Source organism: Streptomyces sp. NBC_00385, from assembly GCF_035917155.1.
Taxonomy (GTDB): domain Bacteria; phylum Actinomycetota; class Actinomycetes; order Streptomycetales; family Streptomycetaceae; genus Streptomyces; species Streptomyces poriferorum.
Window position 1 is genome coordinate 1,416,565 of record NZ_CP107951.1, and the last position, 25,665, is coordinate 1,442,229.

At 71.6% G+C, this 25,665-nt stretch carries 19 protein-coding genes; 12 read left to right on the forward strand and 7 right to left on the reverse strand.

All coding sequences use genetic code 11. The features are described 5' to 3' along the window. The first annotated feature begins 76 nt into the window (after nt 1-76). From OG959_RS06185 to OG959_RS06200, 4 genes are all read left to right on the forward strand, one after another. Complete coding sequence (locus tag OG959_RS06185) at nt 77-814, forward strand: DUF4142 domain-containing protein (RefSeq protein ID WP_326657117.1); 738 nt, start codon at nt 77-79, stop codon at nt 812-814. A 123-nt stretch (nt 815-937) separates the two neighbouring features. After that, complete coding sequence (locus OG959_RS06190) at nt 938-2,245, forward strand: DUF692 domain-containing protein (RefSeq protein WP_326657118.1); 1,308 nt, start codon at nt 938-940, stop codon at nt 2,243-2,245. Between the two features lie 6 nt (nt 2,246-2,251). Beyond that, entirely contained in the window at nt 2,252-3,265 is a 1,014-nt protein-coding gene (locus OG959_RS06195) for a TIGR04222 domain-containing membrane protein (RefSeq protein WP_326657119.1), read from the forward strand. A gap of 64 nt (nt 3,266-3,329) precedes the next feature. Beyond that, complete coding sequence (locus OG959_RS06200) at nt 3,330-4,130, forward strand: TIGR04222 domain-containing membrane protein (RefSeq protein ID WP_326657120.1); 801 nt, start codon at nt 3,330-3,332, stop codon at nt 4,128-4,130. A gap of 135 nt (nt 4,131-4,265) precedes the next feature. Here the strand turns inward: OG959_RS06200 and hemQ are convergent, their stop codons facing one another. Continuing rightward, nucleotides 4,266-5,000: a hydrogen peroxide-dependent heme synthase gene (gene hemQ / locus OG959_RS06205; RefSeq protein ID WP_148021503.1), complete on the reverse strand. Its 735-nt coding sequence runs from the start codon at nt 4,998-5,000 to the stop codon at nt 4,266-4,268. A 4-nt stretch (nt 5,001-5,004) separates the two neighbouring features. Beyond that, nucleotides 5,005-6,504, reverse strand: coding sequence for a protoporphyrinogen oxidase (gene hemG / locus OG959_RS06210; RefSeq protein WP_326657122.1), 1,500 nt, complete (start codon nt 6,502-6,504; stop codon nt 5,005-5,007). Nucleotides 6,505-6,631: 127 nt separating this feature from the next. Between hemG and OG959_RS06215 the strand changes: the two genes are divergently transcribed. Further along, nucleotides 6,632-7,576, forward strand: coding sequence for a DUF4349 domain-containing protein (locus tag OG959_RS06215; protein WP_326657123.1), 945 nt, complete (start codon nt 6,632-6,634; stop codon nt 7,574-7,576). 85 nt (nt 7,577-7,661) lie between these two features. Next, nucleotides 7,662-9,044 carry an FAD-dependent oxidoreductase gene (locus OG959_RS06220; protein ID WP_326657124.1) on the forward strand — a complete coding sequence of 461 codons (1,383 nt, stop codon included), beginning with the start codon at nt 7,662-7,664 and terminating at the stop codon, nt 9,042-9,044. A 22-nt stretch (nt 9,045-9,066) separates the two neighbouring features. Here OG959_RS06220 and hemE read toward each other — a convergent pair whose 3' ends face one another. Then, nucleotides 9,067-10,140, reverse strand: a complete 1,074-nt coding sequence (gene hemE / locus OG959_RS06225) for a uroporphyrinogen decarboxylase (protein ID WP_326657125.1) — start codon at nt 10,138-10,140, stop codon at nt 9,067-9,069. Between the two features lie 92 nt (nt 10,141-10,232). Between hemE and OG959_RS06230 the strand changes: the two genes are divergently transcribed. The 6 genes from OG959_RS06230 to OG959_RS06255 all read left to right on the forward strand — a co-directional run bounded on the left by OG959_RS06230 (nt 10,233) and on the right by OG959_RS06255 (nt 17,828). Next, nucleotides 10,233-10,892 (forward strand): DUF3000 domain-containing protein, encoded by a 660-nt coding sequence (locus OG959_RS06230; protein WP_326657127.1) that lies wholly within the window; start codon nt 10,233-10,235, stop codon nt 10,890-10,892. Between the two features lie 248 nt (nt 10,893-11,140). Beyond that, a complete protein-coding gene (locus OG959_RS06235; protein WP_093899280.1) occupies nt 11,141-11,803 on the forward strand; it encodes a helix-turn-helix transcriptional regulator in 663 nt (220 codons plus the stop codon). 115 nt (nt 11,804-11,918) lie between these two features. After that, nucleotides 11,919-13,193, forward strand: coding sequence for a ribonuclease D (locus OG959_RS06240; RefSeq protein WP_326657130.1), 1,275 nt, complete (start codon nt 11,919-11,921; stop codon nt 13,191-13,193). 243 nt (nt 13,194-13,436) lie between these two features. Further along, nucleotides 13,437-14,663, forward strand: a complete 1,227-nt coding sequence (locus tag OG959_RS06245; RefSeq protein ID WP_326657131.1) for a thiolase family protein — start codon at nt 13,437-13,439, stop codon at nt 14,661-14,663. Further along, nucleotides 14,660-16,789: a 3-hydroxyacyl-CoA dehydrogenase NAD-binding domain-containing protein gene (locus OG959_RS06250; protein ID WP_326657132.1), complete on the forward strand. Its 2,130-nt coding sequence runs from the start codon at nt 14,660-14,662 to the stop codon at nt 16,787-16,789. Before OG959_RS06245 ends, OG959_RS06250 begins: the two co-directional genes overlap by 4 nt. 160 nt (nt 16,790-16,949) lie before the next feature. Next, nucleotides 16,950-17,828: an endonuclease/exonuclease/phosphatase family protein gene (locus tag OG959_RS06255; protein ID WP_326657133.1), complete on the forward strand. Its 879-nt coding sequence runs from the start codon at nt 16,950-16,952 to the stop codon at nt 17,826-17,828. Nucleotides 17,829-17,982: 154 nt separating this feature from the next. Here the strand turns inward: OG959_RS06255 and OG959_RS06260 are convergent, their stop codons facing one another. The 4 genes from OG959_RS06260 to OG959_RS06275 are packed head-to-tail and all read right to left on the reverse strand — an operon-like array spanning nt 17,983 to nt 25,571. Then, the gene (locus OG959_RS06260; RefSeq protein WP_326657134.1) at nt 17,983-19,980 is read right to left on the reverse strand and encodes a glycosyltransferase; all 1,998 of its coding nucleotides are present in this window, start codon (nt 19,978-19,980) and stop codon (nt 17,983-17,985) included. A 41-nt stretch (nt 19,981-20,021) separates the two neighbouring features. Further along, a complete protein-coding gene (locus OG959_RS06265; RefSeq protein WP_326657135.1) occupies nt 20,022-22,028 on the reverse strand; it encodes a glycosyltransferase in 2,007 nt (668 codons plus the stop codon). 3 nt (nt 22,029-22,031) lie between these two features. After that, nucleotides 22,032-23,702 (reverse strand): stealth family protein, encoded by a 1,671-nt coding sequence (locus tag OG959_RS06270; RefSeq protein ID WP_326657136.1) that lies wholly within the window; start codon nt 23,700-23,702, stop codon nt 22,032-22,034. A 51-nt stretch (nt 23,703-23,753) separates the two neighbouring features. Beyond that, nucleotides 23,754-25,571 (reverse strand): stealth family protein, encoded by a 1,818-nt coding sequence (locus tag OG959_RS06275; RefSeq protein ID WP_326657138.1) that lies wholly within the window; start codon nt 25,569-25,571, stop codon nt 23,754-23,756. Between the last annotated feature and the right edge of the window lie 94 nt (nt 25,572-25,665).

Sequence of the window (25,665 nt, forward strand, 5' to 3'; positions counted from 1 at the left end):
AACGGCCGGTCAGTGCCCGGCCGTTGCCACGGCGGTTGATTGGACGCCGTCACGCCTCGGCCCGGGAGAACCCTCTGTGCGACGCATCAACGGAACGGCCCTCATCATCGCGGCGCTCGTCGCCACGCTCGGCGCCCTCGCCTATCCGGTCTGGTCCTACGCCGACCGCTCCGGCACCGGGGAGGCCAACCTCGACGCGTCGTCCACCTCGACCCAGTGGGGTCCGCTCTCCGCGACCGACCGGGACTTCCTGGTGAAGGTCCGCCTGGCCGGGCTCTGGGAACTGCCCGCCGGCCAGCAGGCGATCGAGCGGGCGCCGACCGAGGCGATCAAGGCGACCGGGGACCATCTGGTCGTCGGGCACACGGATCTGGACCGCCGGGCCCGGGACGTGGCCGCCAAGCTGGGGGTGGAGCTGCCGAACCAGCCGACCGACCAGCAGCAGGGCTGGCTGCGGGAACTGACCGCGGCGAGCGGCGAGGACTACGAGCGGAAGTTCGCCAATCTGCTGCGCAACGCGCACGGCAAGGTCTTCGCCCTGATCGCCCAGGTCCGGCACACCACCCGCAACACACTGATCCGGCAGCTGGCCACCGACGCCAACCAGACCGTGCTCGACCACATCACCATGCTGGAGAGCACGAGCTTCGTGGACTTCGACGCCCTGGCCCGCGAGGCGGCCGGGGCGGCCACGGCCAGCCCGACAGGACCGCCGGTGGCACCGGACGGTTCCGTCCTGCCGCAGCCGGTTCCGGCGGCGCCGACCGGGGACCAGTCGTTCACCTCGCGGCCCTCCACGGCCCCGATGCCCTGAGGGACCGCACCCGCCCGGCGGAGCGGCGGGAACCTCAAATCGAGCTCTGAACGTCCCCCTCTTCGGATTCAGCGCGGTGCGGCGGGGTCATGACCCCTGCACGGAGCGGCGGAGGGGGACACCATGGAGCTGGGCATCGGGATCGGCTGGCGGCCGGAGATCGCCGACGCCGTGGAGGCGCTGCCGGGGATCGACTGGGTGGAAGCGGTCGCGGAGAACCTCTGCACCGATCACCTGCCCGCCTCCCTGGTACGGCTGAGGGAGCGCGGCGTCACCGTGGTGCCGCACGGGGTCTCGCTGGGCCTCGGCGGCGCGGACCGCCCCGACCCCGGCCGGCTCGCCGGCCTCGCGGCGCGGGCCACCCTGCTGGGCACGCCCCTGGTGACCGAACACATCGCGTTCGTCCGGGCGGGCGGGTCGCGCACCGCGTCGCCGGTGCTGGAGGCGGGACACCTGCTGCCCGTGCCGCGTACCTGGGCGGCGCTGGACGTGCTGTGCGAGAACGTGCGCGTGGCGCAGGACTCACTGCCGGTGCCCCTGGCGCTGGAGAACATCGCGGCGCTGATCTCCTGGCCCGACGAGGAGCTGACCGAGGGGCAGTTCCTGGCGGAACTGGTCGAGCGCACGGGGGTGCGGCTGCTCATCGACGTGGCCAATCTGCACACGAACCACGTGAACCGGAGCGAGGACCCGGCCACGGCCCTCGACGAACTGCCCGTGGAGGCCATCGCGTACGTCCATGTGGCGGGCGGCGTCGAGAAGGACGGCGTCTGGCACGACACCCACGCCCACCCGGTCACCGCTCCGGTCCTCGGCGTCCTCGCCGAGCTCCGCTCCCGTATCGCGCCGCCCGGCGTCCTGCTGGAGCGCGACGACGACTTCCCGCCGGCCGCCGAGCTGGCGGGCGAACTGGACACGATCCGCGCCACGCTCGAAGCGGACACGGACCGGGACGGCGTGCGCCCGCCCGTCCGCCGCACGCCGCGGACCACGCCCCCGGCGCACCGGCCCGGGGACCCTGAGACCCTGCGTGACGGCGTCGCCGTCGCGCAGACCTCGTTGCTGTCCGCCCTCGTCGCGGGCACCCCCGCCCCCGAGGGCTTCGACCACCGCCGGCTCGGCGTCCAGAGCCGGGCCCTGGCCGCCAAGCGCGCCGACGTCGTCGCCAAGGTGGCCCCCGAACTCCCGCGGATCCTGGGCCTCGGCTACCGGGACGCGTTCCTCGCGTACGCCAGGAGCCGCCCGATGTCCGCCGGATACCGGCGCGACGCCCTGGACTTCGCCGAACAGCTGCTCATCGCCGGGCGCCCCGCTGACGAGGCGGCCCGCCGACGGCTGACCCGCTGGTGGCAGGACCGGACGGCTCCCCGGCCGCCCCGCCGCACCACCCGGCTGGTCCGGGCGGCCCGTTCCGTACTCGTAAGGAGGTGACGGGGCATGAACATCTTCGCCCTGGTCCTGACACTGGCCGTGGTGGTCTCCTCGACGCTGCTGATCGTGGGAGCGGGCCGCGCCCGCCCCCGTACGGACGGCGTCGTCCACGACCTGTCCGAGGTGGCGTTCCTGAACGGCGGGCCCGGCCGCGTGGTGGACACCGCGCTCGCCGCGATGCTGGAGGACGGCCGGCTGCTCGTCGGCGGTCCGGGGATCGTCGCGGTCCAGCGGCCGGTCGCCCACGACCCGGTGGAGCGGGCCGTGCTCCAGGAGCACGCCGCCGCTCCGAGCGGCGCCCTGCACACCCTGCGGAACGCCGTGATGCGCCATCCCGCCGTGCAGGAGGTCGGGGACGGCCTGGCAGGGCGCGGTCTGCTGAACGTGCCCGGGGCGAACCGGACGTGGCGTCGCTGGGGCATGACGCAGGCAGTGATCTGCCTGCTCGGTCTGCCGGTCTCCTTCGTGCTGACCGTCGCCCAGTTCACCTCGGCCGACAGCCTCGGGGAGACACCCGCGCCGTTCATCATCAAGGGGCTCCCGGCGCTGCTCGGCGGGGCCGTCGTCGGGCTGGCCGTCGCGGGCGGGGCCCGCGCCCGGATCACCAAGGCGGGCCGCAGAGCCGCGGCGGCGTTCCGGATCGCCTACGGGCAGGGGACGGGCGCGGCCCATCTGGTGGCCACGGCGGGGCCGCGGGCGCTCCGCGACCCGGCGCTGCGGGCGCATCTCGTCACGGCGGCGCGGATGCGGCCGGCGGGGCCGCCCATGCCCTCGCCCTCGCACCACTCGTCCGACTCCTCGGGGCTGCTGCTCGTGCCGACGGTGTGGTGCGCGGGGTCGAGCCCCGGCGACGGCGGCTGCGGCAGCTCCGCCGGGAACAGCGGCGGAGGCGGGGGCGGCTCCGGTTGCGGTTCCGGCTCCAGTTGCAGCTCGGGATCCAGCTGCGGTTCAGGATCAAGCTGCGGTTCAGGATCAAGCTGCGGCAGCAGTTCGGGTTCCAGCTGCGGCAGCAGTTCCTGAGCGGTCGCCGTCCGCATCCTGGAATTCTCTGGCGCTCCGGGCCCGTCTCGCATAGAACTCCGGCATGCTCTGGGTTCTGTTTCTGCTGGTCGCATGGGGTGCGGCGGCCATCTCGTGTGTCAGGCTCTGCCTCGCTGCCGCCCGCCTGGCTCCGCCGCGAAGCGGGCTGTCGCGGGAGCCTCGGCGCACGGCAGACGGTCCTGAACTCACGCTGTACGAGACCGCGTTCCTGGCCGGCGGCCCGCACCGGGTCGCCGATCTCGCGCTCGTCACCATGCATCTGCGCCGCCGGCTGCTGCTCGCGCACACCGGCTGGGCGACGGTGGTCGACCCGGACGGCCGCGACGACGTGGAGCGCACGGTGATCCGTGCCATCGGCCCGCAGGGCCAGTCCCCCATACCCCCGGTCCGCGCGGCCGCGGCCGCCGCCGACGCCGTACGCGCCCTCGCCGACCGGCTGGTCGCCGCGGGGCTGGCGCTGCCGGGCCAGGCAGGGACGGACCTCGTGTCGGCGGTGCGGGCGGTACGCGGGGCCGCGTTGCTGGTGGCCGCGATGGGCACCGCTGCGCTGCTCACACCCGGCCTGGAGCAGGGGCCGGGCGGCTCGGGGATACCCGTGCTCGTCTGGTTCGGGCTGCCGCTCGTACTGACCCTGGGCTGTCTGGCCATCGCCCGGATGGAGGTGCATCCCTACAGCTCCTGGGCCTCTCCCGCCGGACAGCGGCTGCTGGACGTGCGCACGGCCACCGCGGACAGCCCGGAGGGCGATGTGCTGGTGGCGGTCGCCGTGCGGGGCGTGCGCGCGGTGGCCGATCCGGCGCTGCGGGCCGCGCTCGGCGGCCGGGGCACGCGGAACGTGCCGTAGAAAAACGCCGGTGCGGCGCGCTGGAAGCGCGCCGCACCGGGAGCCGAACCCGGTGTCGCTGGAACGGCGGCCGGCACAGGGTGCCGGGGGTTCCGCCGTCTGATCTTCCGGGTTGGGGTGGTCGGAACCCGCTCGCTACGCGAGCCCGGCCACCAGGTCCGCGACCGACTTGCGCCGGCCGGTGTAGAAGGGGACCTCTTCGCGGACGTGCATCCGCGCCTCGGAGGCCCGCAGATGACGCATGAGGTCGACGATGCGGTGCAGCTCGTCCGCCTCGAAGGCCAGCACCCACTCGTAGTCGCCGAGGGAGAAGGAGGCCACGGTGTTGGCGCGCACGTCGGGGAAGCCGCGGGCCATCTTGCCGTGGTCGGCGAGCATGCGGCGACGGTCCTCGTCGGGCAGCAGGTACCAGTCGTAGGAGCGCACGAAGGGGTACACGCTGATGTAGTCACGCGGCGTCTCGTCGGCGAGGAACGCCGGGACGTGCGACTTGTTGAACTCGGCGGGGCGGTGCAGCGCCATGTTCGACCAGACCGGGTCGAGGCTCTTGCCGAGGCGGGTGCGACGGAAGAGGTTGTACGCCTCCTGCAGCGCGTCCGACGTCTCGGCGTGCCACCAGATCATGACGTCGGCGTCGGCGCGCAGGCCGGAGACGTCATAGGTGCCGCGCACGGTGATGTCCTTGGCCGCGAGCTGGTCGAACAGCTCCTGGACCTCACCGGAGTACGCCGCACGGTCCGTGTCCGCGGGCAGCACGTCGCGCAGCTTGAAGACGGACCACAGCGTGTAGCGGACGACGTCGTTGAGGTCCTTCGCCTTCTTGCCGGCGTTGGGGGCCTTGCTTGATGTCACAGTCTCAGGAGCACTCATACGGCTATTGTCCCGCCTCGCTCCGTGTGCCCTGAACCAGGGTCGGAGTGGCGATGATCTCTCCGTCGCTCTCCCCGCGACCGCCTCCCGCGACGTCCCGGACGATCTCGTCCGCGGCCCGGTGCGCGCTCGCGATGCAGGCGGGGATGCCGACCCCGTCGTAGACCGCGCCGCAGACGCGCAGCGCGGGCATCTTCGCGACCTCCTCACGGATCCGGGCTACGCGGCCGAGGTGGCCCACGGGGTACTGGGGCAGTCCACCGATCCAGCGGGTGACCTCGGTGGCGACGGGCTTCGCGGTCAGCCCGGTCGCCGCGGCGAGGTCGCTCAGCGACACGTCGACGAGCTCGGCGTCCTCGCGGTGCAGATGGTCCTCCTCGCCGTAGCGGCCCACCGAGGTCCGCAGGACGAACAGGTCCGGTGCCGCGTCGGCGACCCACTGCCACTTGTGGGTGGAGAAGGTGGCGGCCTTGATGGTGTGGCCGTCGACCGGGGGCACGAGAAAGCCGGAGCGGCCGTCGAAGGCCTTGGAGCCCGTCATGTCGGAGCGCCGGAAGGCCATGGTGACCAGGGCCATCGACGCGTACTCGACGCCGGCGAGCTCGGCGGAGGCGGCCGGGGACTCGGCGGCGAGCAGGGTGGAGGCGGACCAGGCGGGGGCGGCGAGGACGATGCCGTCGGCGGTGATCACCCGGGCGTCCGTGCGCACGTCCCATCCTTCGGCGCTACGGGTCAGGCCCAGTACGGGGGTCTCGGTGAGAATCTCGCCGCCGCCGGCGCGTACGGCGTCGGCCACCGCGCCCGGCAGGGTGCCGAGGCCTCCGGCGATCCCCTGGAAGACCGGTCCGGTCTGCTGCCGGGCGGCGGCCTGCTCCTGGATGCGGGTGACCCCGTCGAGCAGGGAGCCCGGCTGCCGGGCGACCTCGAAGAGCTGCGGTACGGCGGCGCGCATCGAGATCCGGTAGGCGTCGCCCGCGTACACCCCGCCCAGGAGGGGCTCCACCAGCCGGTCCACGACCTCGCGGCCGAGCCGGTCCGCCACGTACGCGCCGACGGCCACGTCGTCACCGACGGCGGTCGGGGTCAGGTCGCGTTCCTGGGCGATACGGGCGAGACCCTCGGGCGACAGCACCTCACCGAGGACCGACGGGTCGCCCGGTACGCCCATCACATGGCCCTTGGGCATGGGGCGCAGCGCGTCACGCGTCCACAGCGCGGCGGTGGCGGTGGCGGGCGGCTGGAGCCGGTCGCCGAGGCCCACGGCGCGGGCCAGGGCGACCGCCTCGGGCCGGCGGGCGAGCATCGACTCGGCGCCGAGGTCGACCTGTACGCCCGCGACCTCACCGGTCATGAGCTTGCCGCCGAGACGGTCGGTGGCCTCCAGGAGGGTGACCCTCAGCCCGGTGCCGAGGAGCCGGTGGGCGGCCGCGAGTCCGGCGATGCCCCCGCCGATGACGACGACGTGGCCGGGGGCCCTGTCCGCACGGTGTGGTGAACGCTGCATGCCCCCACTCTCTCAAACCTCGCCCGAGTCCAGACCGTGACCGCTTCGAAACCGGTGTTCCGCAACCCGTTCCACCACCTCGTACGTCGAACCGGAGCCATCAATCACCCGTCCTGGGGGGACAGTTATGCAGGCAGCACCCATCACCCGTACCGGCAGACGCCCAGCCCGCCGCACCCGCACCGCGCTCGCCGCCGGGCTGCTCACCGCGGTCCTGGCGCTGAGCGGCTGCGGCGCGGCCTCCGACAGCGACAGCGCCTCCTCGTCCGACGAGCGCGCCCTGTCCGCCGGCCGGAACAAGGCGGACGCCGCCGGGGAGGCGGCAGCCGACGCCAAGGAGGGCGCGGCCGAGTCGGGCACACCGAAGAAGCCGGATCCGGTGACCGCCACGCACGTCATCCGCACTGCTTCCCTGTCCGTGCAGGTGAAGAGCGCGTCCAGGGCGGCCGCTGCCGCTCGTGCGGTCGTGCAGAACGCGGGCGGGCTGGTCGCCGACGAGTCCACCGAGCAGGTGGACGACACGCACGACTCCTCTCATCTCGTTCTGCGCGTGCCGCAGGCCGAGTACGACCGTGTGCTGCGCGAGCTCTCCGGGGCGGGGAAGCTGATCTCCCGCTCGTCGGCCGCCAAGGACGTCACCGACCAGGTGGTCGACGTGGAGAGCCGGATCGCCACCCAGCGCGCCAGCGTGGCACGGGTGCGCAAGCTGATGGACCGGGCCGACAAGCTCGCCGACGTGGTCACACTGGAAGGCGAACTGAGCAGCCGTCAGGCCTCGCTGGAGTCCCTGCTCGCCCAGCAGGCCTCGCTCAAGGACCGTACGGCGCTGGCGACGATCACGCTCGATCTGATGGAGCCGGAGACCGCGCCCGAGGCCGACGAGGATCCGGGGTTCCTGGACGCGCTGAGCGGTGGCTGGCACGCCTTCCTGACGATGCTGCGGTGGCTCGCGGTGGCGGTGGGCGCCGCGGCCCCGTTCCTGGCCGCCGCGGCCGTCCTGCTGGTCCTGTGGCGGCTGTTGGCGCGCCGAGCGGGCGGGAAGGCGGGGCAGCGGCCGCCGACGGGCGAGTGAGCGTTCCCCGGGGGCGCCGCCGCGCCCCCGGGGTCCATGGCGCCGTAGCGTGGGGCCTTTCGCAGGGACGTCGAAGGGACCTGGCATGGCGGCGGAACGACTGGTGGTCATCGGCGGTGACGCGGCGGGCATGTCCGCCGCCTCCCAAGCGCGCCGGCTCAAGGGCCCGGACGAGCTGAGCATCACCGCCTTCGAGCGGGGCCATTTCACCTCGTACTCCGCCTGCGGCATCCCGTACTGGGTCGGCGGCGACGTCGAGCAGCGGGACGACCTGATCGCCCGCACCCCCGAGGAGCACCGGGCCCGCGCCATCGACCTGCGGATGCGCACCGAGGTGACGGAGATCGATGTCGCGGGGCAGCGGGTACGCGCCCTGGACCGGGACTCGGGCGAGACCTCCTGGACCGGCTTCGACAAGCTGGTGATCGCGACGGGAGCCCGCCCGGTGCGGCCCGCGCTGCCCGGGATGGACGCGGCCGGGGTGCACGGTGTGCAGACCCTGGACGACGGGCAGGCCCTGCTGGACACCCTGGACCGGGCGACCGGGCGGCGCGCGGTCGTCGTCGGCGCGGGCTACATCGGCGTCGAGATGGCCGAGGCGATGCTGAAGCGCGGCTTCGAGGTGACGGTGCTCAACCGCGGCGAGCAGCCGATGGCGACGCTCGACCCCGACATGGGGCGTCTCGTCCACGACGCGATGGACGGGCTCGGGATCACGACGGTGAACGGGGCCGCGGTCACCGCGATCCGGACCGGGGCGGACGGCCGGGTCGCCGCCGTCGAGACGGGCGACGCGTCCTACCCGGCGGACGTGGTGGTGCTCGGCATCGGCGTCGAGCCGGAGACGACGCTGGCCAGGGCGGTCGGGCTGCCGGTCGGCCCGCACGGCGGGCTGCTCACCGATCTGTCGATGCGGGTCGTGGGTCACGACAACATCTGGGCGGGCGGCGACTGCGTCGAGGTCCTCGACCTGGTGGCGGGCCGCACCCGCCACATCGCGCTGGGCACCCATGCCAACAAGCACGGCCAGATCATCGGGTCCAACGTCGGCGGCGGCTACGGGACGTTCCCGGGCGTGGTCGGTACTGCGGTGAGCAAGGTCTGCGATCTGGAGATCGCCCGCACGGGCCTGCGCGAGAAGGACGCCCGTGCGGTGGGCCTGCGCTTCGTCACGGCGACGATCGAGTCGACGGGCCGGGCGGGCTACTACCCGGGGGCACGGCCGATGACGGTGAAGATGCTCGCGGAGTACCGCACGGGGCGGCTGCTCGGCGTGCAGATCGTGGGCCGGGACGGGGCGGCGAAGCGGGTGGACGTGGCGGCGGTGGCGCTCACCGCCGGCATGACGGTCGAGCAGATGACGGCGCTCGACCTGGGCTACGCACCGCCGTTCTCACCGGTCTGGGACCCGGTCCTGGTGGCGGCGCGCAAGACCGTGACGGTGCTGCGGAAGGCGGGCACCGCCTGAGCGGCGCCCGCCTGCCCGTCGTTCAGCGCGCGGTGCTCGTGTGGACGTACTCGACGAGCCGCGACAGCGCGTCCGGGTCCATGTTCGGCATCACGCCGTGGCCCAGGTTGAAGATGTGGCCCTCCAGACCCGCGGCGGCGTCCAGCACCTCCTGGGTCTTGGCCTCCACCGCGGCGGTCGGGGCGAACAGCACGGCGGGGTCCAGGTTGCCCTGGAGCGCCTTGCCGGGACCGACGCGGCGCGCGGCCTCGTCCAGCGGGACCCGCCAGTCGACGCCGACGACGTCCGCGCCGGCCTCGCCCATGAGGCCGAGCAGTTCACCGGTGCCGACACCGAAGTGGATGCGCGGGACGTCGTACGACGCGACGGCGTCGAGGACCTTCGCCGAGGCGGGCAGCACCGAGCGGCGGTAGTCGGCGGGGGCGAGGGCGCCGACCCAGGAGTCGAAGAGCTGCACGGCGGAGGCGCCGGCCTCGATCTGGACCTTGAGGAAGGCGCCGGTGATCTCGGCGAGACGGTCGAGCAGGTCGGCCCAGAGCTCCGGGTCGCCGTACATCAGGGCCTTGGTGTGCTCGTGGTTGCGGGACGGGCCGCCCTCCACGAGGTAGCTGGCGAGGGTGAACGGGGCACCCGCGAAGCCGATCAGCGGGGTGGACCCCAGCTCCGCGGTGAGCAGGCCGATGGCCTCCGTGACGTACCAGACGTCCTCGGGGGTGAGATCGCGCAGCCGGGCCAGGTCGGCGCGGGTGCGGATCGGTTCGGCGATGACGGGTCCGACGCCGGGCTTGATGTCGAGGTCGATGCCGATGGCCTTGAGCGGGACGACGATGTCGCTGAAGTAGACCGCGGCGTCGACCTTGTGGCGGCGGACGGGCTGCATCGTGATCTCGGCGACGAGCTCCGGCATCGTGCAGGAGTCGAGCATCGGGATGCCCTCGCGCACCTTCAGGTACTCGGGCAGCGAGCGCCCCGCCTGGCGCATGAACCAGACCGGCGTGTGCGGCACGGGCTCGCGGCGGCACGCCTTCAGGAACACCGAGTCGTGGGTGGCGGAGGTCTGCGTCTGGTGGCCCGAGGGGCGGTCAATGGCACTCACGCACAGAATCTTCGCACGCATGCCGAAGGAGCCCTGCCCCGCACGGGTGTCCTTCCGCGCGCGAGGCTCCGGTTCCGCCTACTCTTCCCCGCATGGCTCCGGCGCAGGGACACTTCTCCGATCAATCCGATGGTGCTGACAGCACGGACAGTGCGGAGGATGCTTCCGTCCCGCCCGCGTTCCGTTCGGCGGTGGACGCGCTGCGCTCGGCGCGGCTGAGGCCCGAGCTGGAGGTGGAGCCGACGAGGCCACCGAAACGCCTGGCTCCGTTCGCGTACGCGCTGGAGGCGGCGGTCGTCGACGGCGAGGACGATCTTGCCGACGGGCGGCTCGTCCTGCTCCACGACCCGGCCGGGCACGAGGCCTGGCAGGGCAATTTCCGCCTGGTGACGCTGGTGCGCGCCGAGCTGGAGCCGGAGATGGCCGCCGACCCGCTGCTGCCGGAGGTGTGCTGGTCCTGGCTGACCGGCGCGCTGGAGGCGCGCGGCCTGTCGTACGGGGAGGCTGGCGGCACGGTCACCCGGGCGAGTTCGCACTACTTCGGTGAGCTGGCGACCCGGCGTCCGGCGACGCAGATCGAGATCCGGGCGTCGTGGACCCCGCGCGAGGGCCGTGGCGGCGTGCCGGACACGGCGGCACATCTGATGGCGTGGGGCGACCTGCTGTGCCAGATCGCCGGTCTGCCGCCCTCGGAGCCGGTGGACGCGGCAGTGGTGACGCTGCCGCAGCGGCGCGGGCCGCAGGTTTCGTAGGACGCTCCCCGCCTCTCCCACCACCCCCAGCTTTTGTGACGCTGCGTCACAAAACCTCGCACAGCCACCGGCTCTCTTTTCGTACAATCGATCGCGCGTCCTATTTGCCCGAATTGTTACTCACCAAATCGTGATCTTCCTCTAAAGGAGCAGGGGTCTGCTGCCGAAGGAGTCAATGACCCTTCAAGCACGGTTCGCCCCGGCTTCATCCCCGAGCCGGCCCGTCCCGCCACTCCCCAGGAGGCCTGGTGTCCGTTCTCCTCGAGCAGCCCGCAAGCCTGGTCGCCTACCGCCCGAACAAGCCGACGGCCATGGTCGTCGTGGCCGACCCGCGCGTCCGTTCCACCGTCACCCGCCATCTGTGGGCACTCGGAGTACGTGACGTCATCGAGGCGTCGTCCATCGCGGAGGCCCGCCCCCGCGTCGGCAACCCGCGCGACATCTGCGTAGCCGACGTCCACCTGCCCGACGGTTCCGGGCTGACCCTGCTGTCCGAAACCCGAGCCGCCGGCTGGCCGAACGGCCTCGCCCTCTCCGCCGCCGATGACATCGGCGCGGTGCGCAACGCCCTCGCGGGCGGCGTGAAGGGCTACGTCGTCACCGGCACCCGTACCAACATCGGCCATCCCACCCGTCCCGGCGTCGCACCCATCGGCGCCACCGCCGCCCGTATGCACCGCCGGCCCCCCGGCACCCCGAGCCACCCGGGCGGCTACCGCGAACTGTCCGGCCGCGAGGTGGAGGTCCTGCGGCTCGTCGCCGAAGGGCAGTCCAACAAGGCCATCGGCGTCTCCATGGGGCTGTCCGCCCTCACCGTCAAGAGCCACCTCGCCCGAATCGCCCGCAAGCTCGGCACCGGAGACCGCGCAGGCATGGTCGCCGTCGCCCTGCGGACGGGCATCATCCACTGATTCCGCACCCCCGCCGGTGTGCAGAAATGCGGATCCGGCTGGATTACATGCATCGGCGCCCGCCGACGGATCATTCCGTCGACGGGCGCCGCGCATACACAGATACCCTTGATACGTGACCGACGCCCAAGAGACCGCAGCAGACACCTCACTGCGAACCACCGGGGGCGCCCCCCCGGACGACGTCGCCCCGGCGCCGATCCCCTTGCTCGAACCTCGCGAGGGCATTCCACCGGTGGTGGCCTCCGACGATGCCCTGGCCGGGGTGATCGCCGCCTTCGCCGCGGGCTCGGGCCCGGTGGCCGTGGACGCCGAGCGCGCCTCCGGTTACCGGTACGGGCAGCGCGCCTATCTCGTACAGCTGCGCCGAGACGGCGCGGGCAGCGCGCTCGTCGACCCGGTGGGCTGCCCCGACCTGTCCGGGCTGGGCGAGGCGCTGCGCGGCACCGAATGGATCCTGCACGCGGCGACCCAGGACCTGCCCTGCCTGCGCGAAATAGGGATGACGCCGACCGGGCTCTTCGACACCGAGCTGGCCGGGCGGCTGGCCGGGTTCCCGCGGGTCGGCCTCGGCGCGATGGTCGAGAGCGTGCTCGGCTACTCCCTGGAGAAGGGCCACTCCGCCGTCGACTGGTCGACCCGCCCGCTCCCCGACCCCTGGCTGCGCTACGCGGCACTCGACGTCGAGCTGCTGATCGATCTACGCAACGCCCTGGAGGAGGAGCTCGACCACCAGGGCAAGCTGGAATGGGCCCAGGAGGAGTTCTCCGCCATCGCCGCGGCACCGCCCGCGCCCCCGCGCCAGGATCCGTGGCGCCGCACGTCCGGCATGCACAAGGTCCGCCGGCGCCGGCAGATGGCGGTGGTCAGGGAGCTGTGGACCATGCGCGACCAGATCGCCCAGCGCCGCGACATCTCGCCCGGCAAGGTGCTCGGGGACGCCGCGATCGTGGAGGCCGCCCTCACGCTCCCGCCCAACGCCCACGCGCTGACCGCACTGACCGGCTTCGGCCATCGCATGGGCCGGCGCCAGCTGGAGCAGTGGCAGGCCGCCGTGGACCGGGCGAAGGAACTGCCCGACGCGGAGCTCCCGCAGCCCGGCCAGCCGCTGGCCGGACCGCCGCCGCCCCGCGCCTGGGCGGACAAGGACCCGGCCGCCGCGGCCCGGCTGTCGGCCGCCCGCACGGCCGTGTCCGAGCTCGCGGAGCGGCTGAACATGCCGCAGGAGAACCTCATCACCCCCGACACCGTGCGCCGGGTGTGCTGGGAACCGCCGAAGAAACTCACGCCGGACACGGTGGAGAACGCACTCGCCGGATACGGGGCGCGGCGCTGGCAGATCGAACAAGTGGCCCCCATCCTGCTGCGCGCGCTCGCTTCGGAGGCCTGAGAGGGCATGTGACAGGGTCGTATTCACGCCAGGTTCACGCGGCCCGCGGCCACTCGCCTCGTCTTTTTCATGGCCCGGGCGGCCCCCTTTCGGGGCCGTCCGGGCCATTTCGCGCATGTGACCTTCGCCGCTCCCGCCGCAAGGGCTGGGCAGTCTGGTTACCCGCAAGTAGCATGAGGGTGGCGGCGCGCTCCTGGGCGTGCCCCGCAGCAGTGCCATCCCGCACCCTGGAGGAGAGCCACCGTGCCTCGTACCATCCGGGACGTCGTCTTCGTCGACGGCGTCCGCACCCCGTTCGGCAAAGCGGGCCCGAAGGGCATCTACCACGAGACCCGCGCCGACGATCTCGTCGTGAAGGCCATCCGGGAGCTGCTGCGCCGCAACCCGGATCTGGACCCCGCATTGATCGACGAGGTCGCCATCGCCGCGACCACGCAGATCGGTGACCAGGGCCTCACGCTCGGCCGCACCGCCGGGATCCTGGCCGGGCTGCCGCAGTCCGTCCCCGGTTACTCCATCGACCGCATGTGTGCGGGCGCCCTGACCGCCGTCACCTCGACGGCCGGTTCCATCGCCTTCGGCGCGTACGACGTCGTCGTCGCCGGTGGTGTCGAGCACATGGGCCGCCACCCCATGGGCGAGGGCGTGGACCCGAACCCGCGCTTCGTTTCGGAGAAGCTGGTCGACGAGTCCGCCCTGTTCATGGGCATGACCGCGGAGAACCTGCACGATCGGTACCCCACGATCACCAAGCAGCGCGCCGACGCGTACGCGGTGCGTTCGCAGGAGAAGGCCGCCAAGGCGTACGCCAACGGCAAGATCCAGCAGGACCTGGTGCCGGTCTCCGTGCGCCGCACCAACCCGGAGGCCGGTGAGACGGGCTGGGGCCTGGTCACCGCCGACGAGCCGATGCGTCCGGGCACCACGATGGAGTCCCTGGCCGGCCTCAAGACCCCGTTCCGCGCCCACGGCCGCGTGACGGCGGGTAACGCCGCGGGTCTCAACGACGGCGCCACCGCCTCGCTGCTCGCCGCCGAGGACGTCGCCCGCGAGCTGGGCCTCCCGGTCAGGATGCGCCTGGTCTCCTACGCCTTCGCCGGCGTCGAGCCGGAGGTCATGGGCTACGGCCCGATCCCGGCCACGGAGAAGGCTCTGTCGAAGGCAGGCCTGTCCATCTCGGACATCGGTCTCTTCGAGATCAACGAGGCGTTCGCCGTACAGGTGCTCGCCTTCCTGGAGCACTACGGCATCGCCGACGACGACGCCCGCGTCAACCAGTTCGGCGGCGCGATCGCGTACGGCCACCCGCTGGCCTCCTCCGGTGTCCGGCTGATGACTCAGCTGGCCCGCCAGTTCGAGGAGCAGCCGGAGGTCCGCTACGGCCTGACGACCATGTGCGTCGGCTTCGGCATGGGCGCCACGGTCGTCTGGGAGAACCCGCACTTCGAGAACGCCGGAGGCGACAAGTGAGCACCACCACCGAGCTTCTGAAGGGGGCGGCCGAGCTGTTCCCCGGCGAGGTCGTCACCCAGGCGCACGTACGCCACCTGGACCTTCCGGCCGGCGCGGGCCGTTTCGCCCTCATCACGCTGGACAACGGCCTGGACCACACCAAGCCGACCACCTTCGGACCGCAGTCGCTGGCGAACCTGGACGCCGCGATCGACCAGGTCGAGAAGGAGGCCGCCGAAGGCACCGTCACCGGTATCGGCATCACCGGCAAGCCGTTCATCTTCGCGGTCGGCGCCGACCTCAAGGGTGTCGAGCTGCTGAAGGAGCACAAGGACGCGCTCGCCATCGGCAAGGGCGGCCACGACGTCTTCCGCCGGCTCTCCGGCCTCGCCGTCCCGACGTTCGCGTACTACAACGGCGCGGCGATGGGCGGCGGTGTCGAGGTCGGTCTGCACTGCTCGTACCGCACCGTCTCCAAGGCGCTGCCCGCGTTCTCGCTGCCCGAGGTCTTCCTCGGCCTGGTTCCCGGCTGGGGCGGCTGTGCGCTGCTGCCCAACCTGATCGGCGCCGACCGCGCGGTCTCGGTGATCATCGAGAACTCGCTGAACCAGAACCGCCAGCTCAAGGGCAAGCAGGTCTTCGAGCTCGGGATCGCCGACGCGCTCTTCGAGGGTGCCGACTTCCTGGAGCAGTCGCTGATCTGGACCGCGAACGTGCTGAACGGCACGGTCACGGTCGAGCGCCCCGGGATCGACCGCGGCGACGCCTGGGACCAGGCCGTCGCCCGCGGCAAGGCCATCGCCGACTCCAAGGTGCACGGCGCCGCCCCGGCCGCGTACCGCGCGCTGGAGATCATCGCCGCGGCCAAGGACGGCGACCTGGGGGCCGGCTTCGACCGCGAGGACCAGGCCCTGGCGGACCTGATCATGGGCGGCGAGCTGCGCTCCGGGATCTACTCGTTCAACCTGGTCCAGAAGCGCGCCAAGCGCCCGGCCGGTGCCCCGGACAAGGCGCTGGCCCGTCCGGTCACCAAGGTCGGCGTGGTGGGCGCGGGCCTGATGGCCAGCCAGCTCGCCCTGCTGTTCCTGCGCCGCCTCGAGGTACCGGTCGTCCTCACCGACATCGACCAGGCACGCGTCGACAAGGGTGTGGGCTACGTCCACGCCGAGATCGAGAAGCTGCTGGGCAAGGGCCGCATCAACCAGGACAAGGCCAACCGCCTGAAGGCCCTGGTCTCCGGTGTGCTGGACAAGGCGGAGGGCTTCTCCGACGCCGACTTCATCATCGAGGCCGTCTTCGAGGAGATCGGCGTCAAGCAGCAGGTGTTCGCGGAGGTCGAGGCGGTCGCCCCGGCGCACGCGATCCTCGCCACCAACACCTCGTCCCTCTCCGTCACCGAGATGGCGTCGAAGCTGAAGAACCCCGAGCGGGTCGTCGGCTTCCACTTCTTCAACCCGGTCGCGATCCTCCCGCTCCTGGAGATCGTCCGCGGCGAGCAGACGGACGACGCCTCGCTGGCCACGGCCTTCGGTGTCGCGCGGAAGCTGAAGAAGACCGCGGTGCTGGTGAAGGACGCTCCGGCGTTCGTCGTCAACCGCATCCTGACCCGCTTCATGGGCGAGATCCAGAACATCATCGACGAGGGCACCCCGGTCGAGGTCGCGGAGAAGGCCGTCGAGCCGCTCGGCCTGCCGATGTCCCCGCTGGTGCTCCTGGAGCTGGTCGGCCCGGCGATCGGCCTGCACGTCTCCGAGACCCTGAACCGCGCCTTCCCGGAGCGCTTCACCGTCTCCGAGAACCTCGCCGCGGTAGTCAAGGCCGGCAAGCGCGGCTTCTACGTCTACGACTCCGGCAAGCCGGAGCTGGACCCCGAGGTCGCCGCACTCCTGAAGCAGGGCGACACCGTCCTGTCCGAGGAGCAGGCGCGTGACCGCGTCCTGGACGCGGTGGCGCAGGAGATCGGCCTGATGCTGGACGAGGGCGTCGTCGCCGAGGCCCAGGACATCGACCTCTGCCTGATCACCGGCGCGGGCTGGCCCTTCCACCTGGGCGGCATCACGCCGTACCTGGACCGTGAGGGCGTGTCCGAGCGGGTCAACGGGAAGAAGTTCCTGGAGCGGGGCGTGGCGAGCGTTCCGGCGTAACACTCATCGCAGCCGGGCCGTGCGGAAGTCGCTTCCGTACGGCCCGCGCGTGTGTCCGGTGACCGGGCACCGCCCCCGGCCTGCGCGGCAAGCCCGTAAAGTGCCCCCACCGAAGACTTTGCACAGAGTGGGGGCCCTTGTGAGAGCGTCAGGTATCGGCATGATCCGGGGGTGTGCCGGGGCTCTGGCCGCACTGATCTTCACCGCCGTTCCGACGGCATCTCCCGCCGCGGCCGCGGAGCCGAAGAATCTCCAGGTCATGTCCTGGAACATGTGCGGTTCTCAGCGGTCGGGCTGGCACTGCGAAGGTACGGGGACGCCTCAGCAGAAGGTCGGCGTCGTCAAGCAGCACGTGCTGAACACCTGGGTTCACGCCGCCTTGCTGGAGGAGGTGTGCGAGGACGATCTCACCCTGCTGATGGGCGAGTTGGGCGCAGGGTGGAGCAAGAGCTTCCAGCCGTACCAGTGGTCGCAGGACGGGGTGAAGTGGAACAGCCGCTGCGGCAACGACGACGGGCGCAGCGACCGCATCGGAACGGCGATCGTCGTCAAGGGGCAGATGACGGACGCTCAGCGGTATCCCACGACCCAGCCGTGGACCGGGCTGCAGTATCCCTTCCACTGCGCGACAGCGGCCTACTGGGACACCCGGCTCTGCGTCGTCCACTTCGCGGGCCCCGGCGTCAATCCGGACCACCCCACCTGGGACTACCGGGACGACCAGCTCGTGGAGATCAAGGCCGTCGTGAACACGTTCCCGAGGACCGTCTTCGGCGGGGACTTCAACAGCCTTCCGCCGGACGACCCGAACAACACCGACGCCTGGGTGTGGCCGGCCGACCTCTATTCGTCGGGGCCCGGCACGGCGGGCTATCAGGAGTGCGACCAGACGGGAACGGTGCGGGCGGGGCGGCCGACGCACGGATTCGGCGGGAAGATCGACTACCTCTTCAGCAGTGAGGCCAGACGCTGGTGCGTGGTGGCCGACTCGGCGTACTCGGACCACCACGTGATGATCGAAAGCGTCGGTGTCGCCTGAGTCATGTGCGAACGGCCGGCCCGCCGGTCTCGCGGCCGGGCCGTACGGGATCGCTCCCGTACGGCCCTCGCTGATTCATCCTCGCTCGTGCCAGATGTGACAGGCAGGGGTCCGGAGCCGGTGGCCGGCACGCCGGGGCCGGAGCGAAGCGGTGTCAGGCCTTGTCGGGGCTGACCGTGAAGGACAACTCGTTGCCGGGTGTGAAGAAGACCCTTCCTCGGGCCGGGCCCTGCGTCGGGTGGTGCCAGCGCTGCGTGGGATAGACATCGATCCGCTTGCGTTCCAGGATGTCGTCGAAGAAGCGCGCGAGCCGGATGCGCGGTTGACCGGGTTCACGCTCCAGCCACAGGTCCCAGTCGTCGTGACCGCCCGAGGAGGCGGCCACGACCCCGGCGAACGGCAGGTGCGCCTCGAACGCGCCGTCGTGCCCCACGGAGACCTGGCCTGCGACGGTGGACGCGACACTTCCCTTGCGGGGCACGGCCCCCAGACGCAGCCCGGTGAGGTCGTTACCCGGCGGAACGATCAGGGCGCCGCGCACGAGCCAGCCGTCCTGCCCCACCAGCACGGCATGCACCTCGGCATGCTCCACCCGATGACGCACGAAGACCGACAGGTGGCCGTCCGCGGTGCGATAGGGCACGGGCCAGTACGCGGGACCTCCCGCCGGGATCCGGCGGACCAGCAGACCGCCGGTGTGGACGCCCTCCACGGCGAGCGGCGTACGTCGGCCGTCCGGCAGCTCCAGGTCAATGTCATAGCGGCCCTCGGCCAGGACCGGTGGCTCGGCGGGGACCGCGTACACCGCCCGCAGCGTGCCCGTCGTCTCGTCCGCCGCCGTGCCGAGGGCTGCCAGCCTGATCAGCGTCTCGCCCCGGCGCGGGGTAACGCACAGGGCGGAAGGCTCTGCGCCGGGCTGCAGCACGGCGCGGACCTCGATCGCTCCGTCGCCTCGTACCAGCACCTCCGCCGGAACTCCGGAGGGGACGACCGTCGGGGTGACGGCAACGGTCTCCTTCGGCACCGAGGCCACGACATCCCGCAGGAACGCGTCGTAGCGGAAGGCGATGTGCTCGGCGCTGAAGAGCGGGGCTGTGGCGTAGGCACCCTGCGACAGCTTCTCCCGCTCGGCCGGCTGCTCGATGAGGTAGCGCATCCCCTGAGCCATGGCGTCCTCGTCACCGATCGGAACCAGGATGCCGTTGCTGCCGGGGACGACGATCTCGCCGGGGCCGAAGGGAGCATCGGCCGCGAGAACCGGAAGCCCGTGGTGCATGGCCTCTACCAGGGTCAGGCCGAAGGATTCGCGGCGGGCCGCACTCACCGAGAACGCGGCCTTGTCCCACTCCGCCGTGAGGTCGGGCAGCGCGCCCATGAGACGGACGGCGTCGCTGAGCCCGTGTGCGTGCACGAGGTCCTGCAGCCGTCCCTGCTCGGGGCCGCGGCCGAATATGCGCAGCCGCCACTGCGGGTGGTGGGGGGCCACCTGGGCGAACGCGTTGATCAGCGTATCGAACCCCTTGAGCGGCACGAGCCGTCCCGCCGCGGCGATCAACGGCAGGCCGCGCACCGGGACACGCCGTCCCGGCGGCGGCACGATGTTGCCGATGCCCGCGAGCAGGGGCGCCTGATCGCCCAGCTGTCGCTGATAGTTGTTCATGTCGGCCTGGGTGAGGCAGACGACTCCGTCCATCTCGCGGTACAGCTCGAGAGTGCGCTCGCGCAGCGCCTGGGAAGGCACCATCGAGCTCTCGTGGTCGATGACCACGCGCCCGTAGGAGTGCCGTCCATGGGCGATGAAGTACGCGGCGAACCCCGGCCGGGCAGCGATCACGACATCGGCACCGCATCTGCCGAGGTGACCGAGTATCAGGTCATCGACCTCCGGCGTGTACTGGTCGGCCCAGCCGTCCTCCCGCGGCATGATCCGGGGCGGCTTGCCGCCCGGGAGCTTCACCTGCCCCTCGCGTCGGTCGGCCAGATAGCGCAGGGTCACGCTGCTGGAGGGCCGGAAGGACGGCTGGTCCGCCGTACGGAAGACCGAGACGATCTCCACCTCGTGGTGAACCGCCAGCGCCGAGGCAAGGCTGCTGGTCGCCCGCGGTACCCCGCCGAAATTGTCGATGCTGTGGAGCAGGAAGGAGATCCGCACAAGTGTCCTTCGGGATTCTCGGGGTCCGTGAGGGGCCGCTGTCAGTGATGCTCGGTCACCACGAGCGAAAGTTCGTTGTCCGCGGTGAAGTAGGGGCGGAGTCCAACGACGGCACGGCCTACGTCGGGGCCGAACAGGTCCGTCGGCTCCTCCTGCACCAGCTCGGGGAAGCGCTGCACATCGCGCCTCACCACCTGGTCGTCGGCGATGCGTGCCACCCTGACCGGTTCGCTGCCGCTGCTGTCCGTCAGCAGTACGTCCCAGTTCTCGCGCAGGAGCAGCCGGGCCCTCATGGCCTCGTCCATCTGCAGCTCCGCACCGAACCAGCCGCCTTCGAAGCGCACCCGGCCGGCTGCCAGCGTGCGGGCGGGTTCCTGGCGCCGGCGAAGCAGCAACAAGAGGTCACCGCCGAGGTGCCAGTCCCCCTGGAGCCAGCCCGTCAGCCACAGGCTGGTGTCGCTGTAGTCGATGGTCACCAGCTCGGCGTGGCTCTGCCGGGACCAGATACGCAGGCGCAGATAGCCGCCCTCACTCGCGTACGGCAGCACCCAGTGGAAGTGGTCCAGGTCGCTCAGGTGTCCGACGTCGCGTGCCCCGCCGAGCGTGCACAGCCCGTAGCGCAGGCGGCTCTCCTTGCCCTTGCCGTCCACCGCGTAGAAGTCGGCGCGGCCTTCGCCCAGCACGGCCAGCGCGCGAGCGTCGATCCGGGCACGGGTCCCATCGCCGCCGACGGCGAAGTCGACGACTTCCTTGCGGCCCTTGCCCTGCTCCTTGACGCGCACGGTGCGGGCGCCGGAGACGCCCCGCAAGGTGATCTCCCAGGCACCGTCCGCCAGCACCCGGCAGTCGGCGGTGGGGAGGGTGCGCTCCTCGGCGGGCGCGCCGCCACCACTTCGCCGCCCCTTGCCCCAGCGGCCGCGTACTCCGGCCTTGACCGTCCTGAAAAGTTCCTCGTAGGCGTCACCGACCTGCTCCATGCCCGCGGACTGCGCGGTCCGCAGGGCCTGGGCCCGGTGCGCGGAGCGCAGTCCCTCGTCCGCCATGTAGCGCTCCAGCGCGCGGGCCGTGGCATCGACGTCACCGACCGGCACCAGAAGCCCGCCCGGCCCCTCGGCCAGCACCTCGGGAGCTCCGAAGGGCGCGTCCGTGGCGACCACGGGCGTGGCCTGGGCGAGGGCCTCCACCACAGGGCGGGCACTGTCCATGCGCTCGGCGGTCAGCAGGGCGATGTCGGCGTCGTAGAAGTCCTCTTCGCCGGCTTCCCGGTCGAACAGCAGCACGTGGTCATGGAGTCCCAGCGCGGTGACCAGCTCCCGGGTCTCACGACGCAGCGGACCGGTGCCGACCACCCTCAGCTGCCAGCCCGGCTGAGCTTCACGGGTCCGTGCGAAAGCGTGAAGCGCCAGCTCGACGCGCCGGTGCGAGACCAGCCGCCCGGCGCTGATCACCACGCCCGTCGTCGGTTTGTCCGGGCTTTCGGCGAGCCGCACCGGCTCGGCGATGTGGCGTACCTCGACGCCGGAGGCACGCAGCGACCGGTACTCGGGGGCGGCGGCGTCGCTCTGGGTGAGCGGGATGACCGCGTCCAGTTCGCTGTAGAGCTCCGCCCAGCGGGCACGCACCGATTCCGGGAGCCGCTCGACAGGGGCCGGCTGGCGGGCGATACGCCGCGCGTGAGGTACGCGGCACTGAGCCAGGGCGGCGCCGAGCGCCGAGGTGAGGGCGATCACCACGTCGGCGCCGCTCGCGGACAGGTGTTTGCGGAGCCTTCCGTCGTCGGCGCGGTTGTAACGCCGGAACTCGGGGTCGCCGGCGATGACGAGCTGGGAGGTCTCGTCGTCGTCCCGGTCCCCGGCCGCGACAGCGGGGGCCAGGGCCAGGACGTCGACGTGCGCCGGGAGCCGCAGCGCCGGGTTCGGTGCGGCGGCGCCTCGTACGGTGACGACGGTGACCCGGTGCCTGGCGACGAGGGTCTGGGCGAGCCGGGCGGCCGCCCGTGCGCCGATGGAGTCGGTGGCCAGGGTGTGGACCAGGATCTCGATGTTCATGGCTCAGGCCCCCGCCTTCTCGTACGGGCTCGGCACCGGGTAGAAGGCCTCGAGGAATCGGTGGAGCAGCTGGCTCTGGTGCTCGATCTCGGCGGGGTCGCTCGCCGAGTCGTTGAGGCAGAAGGTGTCCCGGTCCCTGCGCAGCAGCAGCAGTTCCAGCTTGTGCTCCAGCTCGGGGTCGTCCAGCGCGAAGTAGCCGTACCGGAGGTCGCCGGGCAGGCTGCACCCGGAGTAGTAGCTGTAGTAGTGGTGCAGCGAGGACGCTATGGACAGGTCGGAGACGCTCCGCACGGGGCTGGCGGAGGTACGCCGGTGGTCCTCGGGGAAGTCGCGTTCAATGGCGGCGAGGATGTCGCGGTTGAGCGCGTACGGCACGTGCTTCATCTTCTGTACGAGCGTGCGGCCGAACCGCTGCTGGATGAGCCGGCGGTTGTTCTTGGCGGCGACCGAGGTGGGCACCTCCTCGGGCTCCGGGGGGCCGTGAGGGACCTGCGCCGGGGACGGGAAGAACTTGGCGATGCCGTTCGGGTGGAAGAACGCGGAGGGAGTGAGCGTCCGCCCGATGAACATGTCGTCGTTGAAGTAGACGAAGTGGCGCGAAAGTCCGGGGATGTGGTGCAGCCTGGACTCGATCGCGTGGCTGTTGAAGGTGGGCAGGTGGGAGGGATCGTCGAAGATCTCCCGGTGGTCCACCACACGGGCCCTGCCGTCGCCGGGGGCCCACCAGTGCGGGGTCTGCTGGTCGGTGACGATGTAGATGTTCCGCACCCACGGCATGAACATCCGCACGGAGCGCAGGCTGTACTTCAGCTCGTCGCGGGAGACATAGCGGGCCAGGCTTGCCGCCTCCGCGTGGAAGACCTCGCCCCGGCTCTCGGCACGGCGCCGCTGCCAGGCCGGGTCGTCGCCGTCCACCCACGTGTACACGACGTCGATGGGGAAGGGGTGCTCGTCAGGGAAGGGGATGTCCAGTTCGGGGCGGGTGCGGGTCGGGCGCAGCTGAGGCACTTCGGACCCGTGGGCCCGGCCCACGAGCCTGGTCATCTGCTCCCCGGGGACAACGAGCTGCTCGTGACCGAGGAAGACGTGCTCGCTGGCGCGATTGCGGCGGGGTGCGACGAGGCGGTCGACTCCCTGGCCGGGCACGCTCTCCGCGGGCTCCCAGAACTCGATGTCACAGCCCGTGTCGGCACCGTGGGTCAGGTGGCCCTGCTCGGTCGTGCGGAACCAGAAGGCGCGTACGACGGGCAGGTCCTTCGCCCGCTCCCAGGTCTTGTCCGAGGAACCTTCCCACGCACCGTCGCCGGGGGCCATGCCGGCCTTGGGACGGGCGATGTAGCCCTTGCTGTTGGACAGGCGGGCGCGCAACGCCGCCAGGGCCTGGGGGCGTCGACGCGCGTCGACACCGACCGCGGAGGCGGTGTCGTCGAGGCCCGGCACCGCAAACCAGTCGATCTGCTCGGCTTCCAGGGCGCGACGGACTTCCAGGTTGTTCAGCTCACGCGCTGAGAGCGGCGTGAGACGGTCGTGCACCAGGGCGACACGCTTGTGCATGTCCACGATGACCTGCCGCTCCGTACGGCCCCTGCGCAGCTGCGCCGGCGTGGGCTCCGGGCGGGGGCCGGTGCCCACGGCGGTCTCGCCAGCCGTTTCTCGGCTGGAGGTGTCAAACACGCGGTTCACTTTCGTTACGGGATGGGTGCTGCGGCAGGAGGAGCGATGCGCTCACCGCCTGATTTCGGCCTTCTGTGACCGGATCGGCCGGTTCGCGTTGCGGTACTCGTCCGAGTCCACCCGCTCGAAGCGGCTGGGGACGGGGAAGTACGCGTCGAGGAAGTCCCTGACCATGTGTTCCTGAGCCTCCGGGTCGGGATGCTCGACGGTGTCGTTCAGGCAGAACGTGTCGAAGTTCCGGTGAGCGAGGAGGTTGTTCAGGCGGCGCCGGGCCTGGTCGGCGGCAAGGTCGATGTACTGGTACCGCAGGTTCCCTGAGGTCGTACGGCCCGTGTGGAAGCCGTAGTAGTGGTGCAGGGACGAGGCGATCGGCACGTCGTCGGGTGACCGGAAGCGGGAGTGCTGCGTGCGGTGGTGCTCCTCGCTGTAGACCAGCTCGATGTCGGCGAGGATGCTGCGGCGCAGTGGATGCGGGGTGTGCTTCATCTTCTGCGCGATACGGGTACCGAAGGACCGCTCGATCAGCGCCCGGCTGTTCTTCCCCGCGGCGTTCACCGGCAGGTCGCCCTTGCCCGCGGGGCCGCTCGGAATGAGTGCCTTGGACTGGAAGAACTTGGTCAGGCCATTGGTGTGGAAGAAGCGGTCGGCGCCGACCGGGCGGCCGAGGAACACATCGTCGTTGAGGTAGAGGAAGTGCTCGGACAGGCCTTCGATGTGGTGCAGTTGGCTCTCGATGGCGTGCGAGTTGAACGTGGGCAGCGCGTCGGGGTCCGAGAAGATGTCTCGGTGGTCGACCACCTGGATGCCCGGTGCCTCGGTGTCCAGCCAGCCGGGTACCTGTCCGGCGGTCACGAGGTAGACGGTACGGACCCAGGGTGCGTACTGGTGCAGGGAGCGCAGCGAGTAGCGCAGTTCGTCGCGGCTCGTGAAGCGCGCGTCGTTCGCTGCCTGGGCGTGCAGGGTCTGCGGCGGGCCGCCCATCCGTCCCGAGCGGACGGCGTCACGTTCGGCGCTCCATTCGGGGTCGGAGTCGTCGACCCAGGTGTAGACGACGTCGATGGGGAAGAGGTGGTCCTCCGCCAGGGGTTGGGTGAACTCGGCCACGGTGCGCGCACTGCCCGTCGTGTAGGCGCCGGGCACCAGGGCGAACAGGGCCTGAGGGACGGTGTGGCGTGGTGCGTCGACGGGCACCTCCTCGACCACCCGGTTGGGGCGGGGGGCCACCAGCCGGCCGGCCTCCTCCACCCAGAACTCCAGGTCGCAGCCCTGATCAGCGCCGAAGACCAGCTCCTGCGTGGGGTCGGTGACGTACCAGGCGATGCGGAGGGCGTCCTGCCTGCGCAGCTGGCGCCAGGACTTGCCTTCCTCGCCGGGCCGCATGGCCGATTCCAGCGCGGTGGCCGGGCCCACGTAGCCCGGAGTCTGCTCGAAGGCGATCTGGAGCATCTCCTCCGCCGCATCGCGCTGGCCGGCCGGCACCGCGACCGTCGGAACGTCGCTCGTGGCCCCGCGGAGACAGAAGTAGTCGATCCCCCCGGCTTCCAGCGCGGCGATGAGGATGTGCAGATTGCGGGCCCGGGCAGCCCACGCCGTGGCGCCGTCGACGATCAGGGCGTGCATGTGCCGCCCCTTGACACGTACCACCCGGCGCATGGATGCGGCGCTGTGCCGGGGCGCGTTGCGACGGCCCCCCATGGCCCAGACGACCGTCGCCGACCTGATGGCGTCGACGGAGGTGAACGAGGACTTCACGACGGAGCGCAGCGGTGCCGGAACCTTGCGGACGATGCCCCTCCGCGCGCCCGCCGGCACCACGGACCGGTACGCCGAAACCAGCGATCCCGCCTCCGGATTCCCGGAACCGACCACGAGGCATCCACCACCCACGCCACTGCGGTCCAGCGTCTGTCACGTCCGGGCACCACCTCGTGCCCGGACGACGGACGGCACGAGACCGAAACCT

Bases quoted from the DNA above. Each gene is read 5' to 3' on its own strand.
- OG959_RS06265 (WP_326657135.1), bottom strand. From the start codon at position 22,028: ATGAACATCGAGATCCTGGTCCACACCCTGGCCACCGACTCCATCGGC.
- OG959_RS06195 (WP_326657119.1), top strand. From the start codon at position 2,252: ATGAACATCTTCGCCCTGGTCCTGACACTGGCCGTGGTGGTCTCCTCG.
- OG959_RS06255 (WP_326657133.1), top strand. From the start codon at position 16,950: ATGATCCGGGGGTGTGCCGGGGCTCTGGCCGCACTGATCTTCACCGCC.
- OG959_RS06220 (WP_326657124.1), top strand. From the start codon at position 7,662: ATGGCGGCGGAACGACTGGTGGTCATCGGCGGTGACGCGGCGGGCATG.
- OG959_RS06200 (WP_326657120.1), top strand. From the start codon at position 3,330: ATGCTCTGGGTTCTGTTTCTGCTGGTCGCATGGGGTGCGGCGGCCATC.
- hemG (WP_326657122.1), bottom strand. From the start codon at position 6,504: ATGCAGCGTTCACCACACCGTGCGGACAGGGCCCCCGGCCACGTCGTC.
- OG959_RS06215 (WP_326657123.1), top strand. From the start codon at position 6,632: ATGCAGGCAGCACCCATCACCCGTACCGGCAGACGCCCAGCCCGCCGC.
- OG959_RS06190 (WP_326657118.1), top strand. From the start codon at position 938: ATGGAGCTGGGCATCGGGATCGGCTGGCGGCCGGAGATCGCCGACGCC.
- hemQ (WP_148021503.1), bottom strand. From the start codon at position 5,000: ATGAGTGCTCCTGAGACTGTGACATCAAGCAAGGCCCCCAACGCCGGC.
- OG959_RS06230 (WP_326657127.1), top strand. From the start codon at position 10,233: ATGGCTCCGGCGCAGGGACACTTCTCCGATCAATCCGATGGTGCTGAC.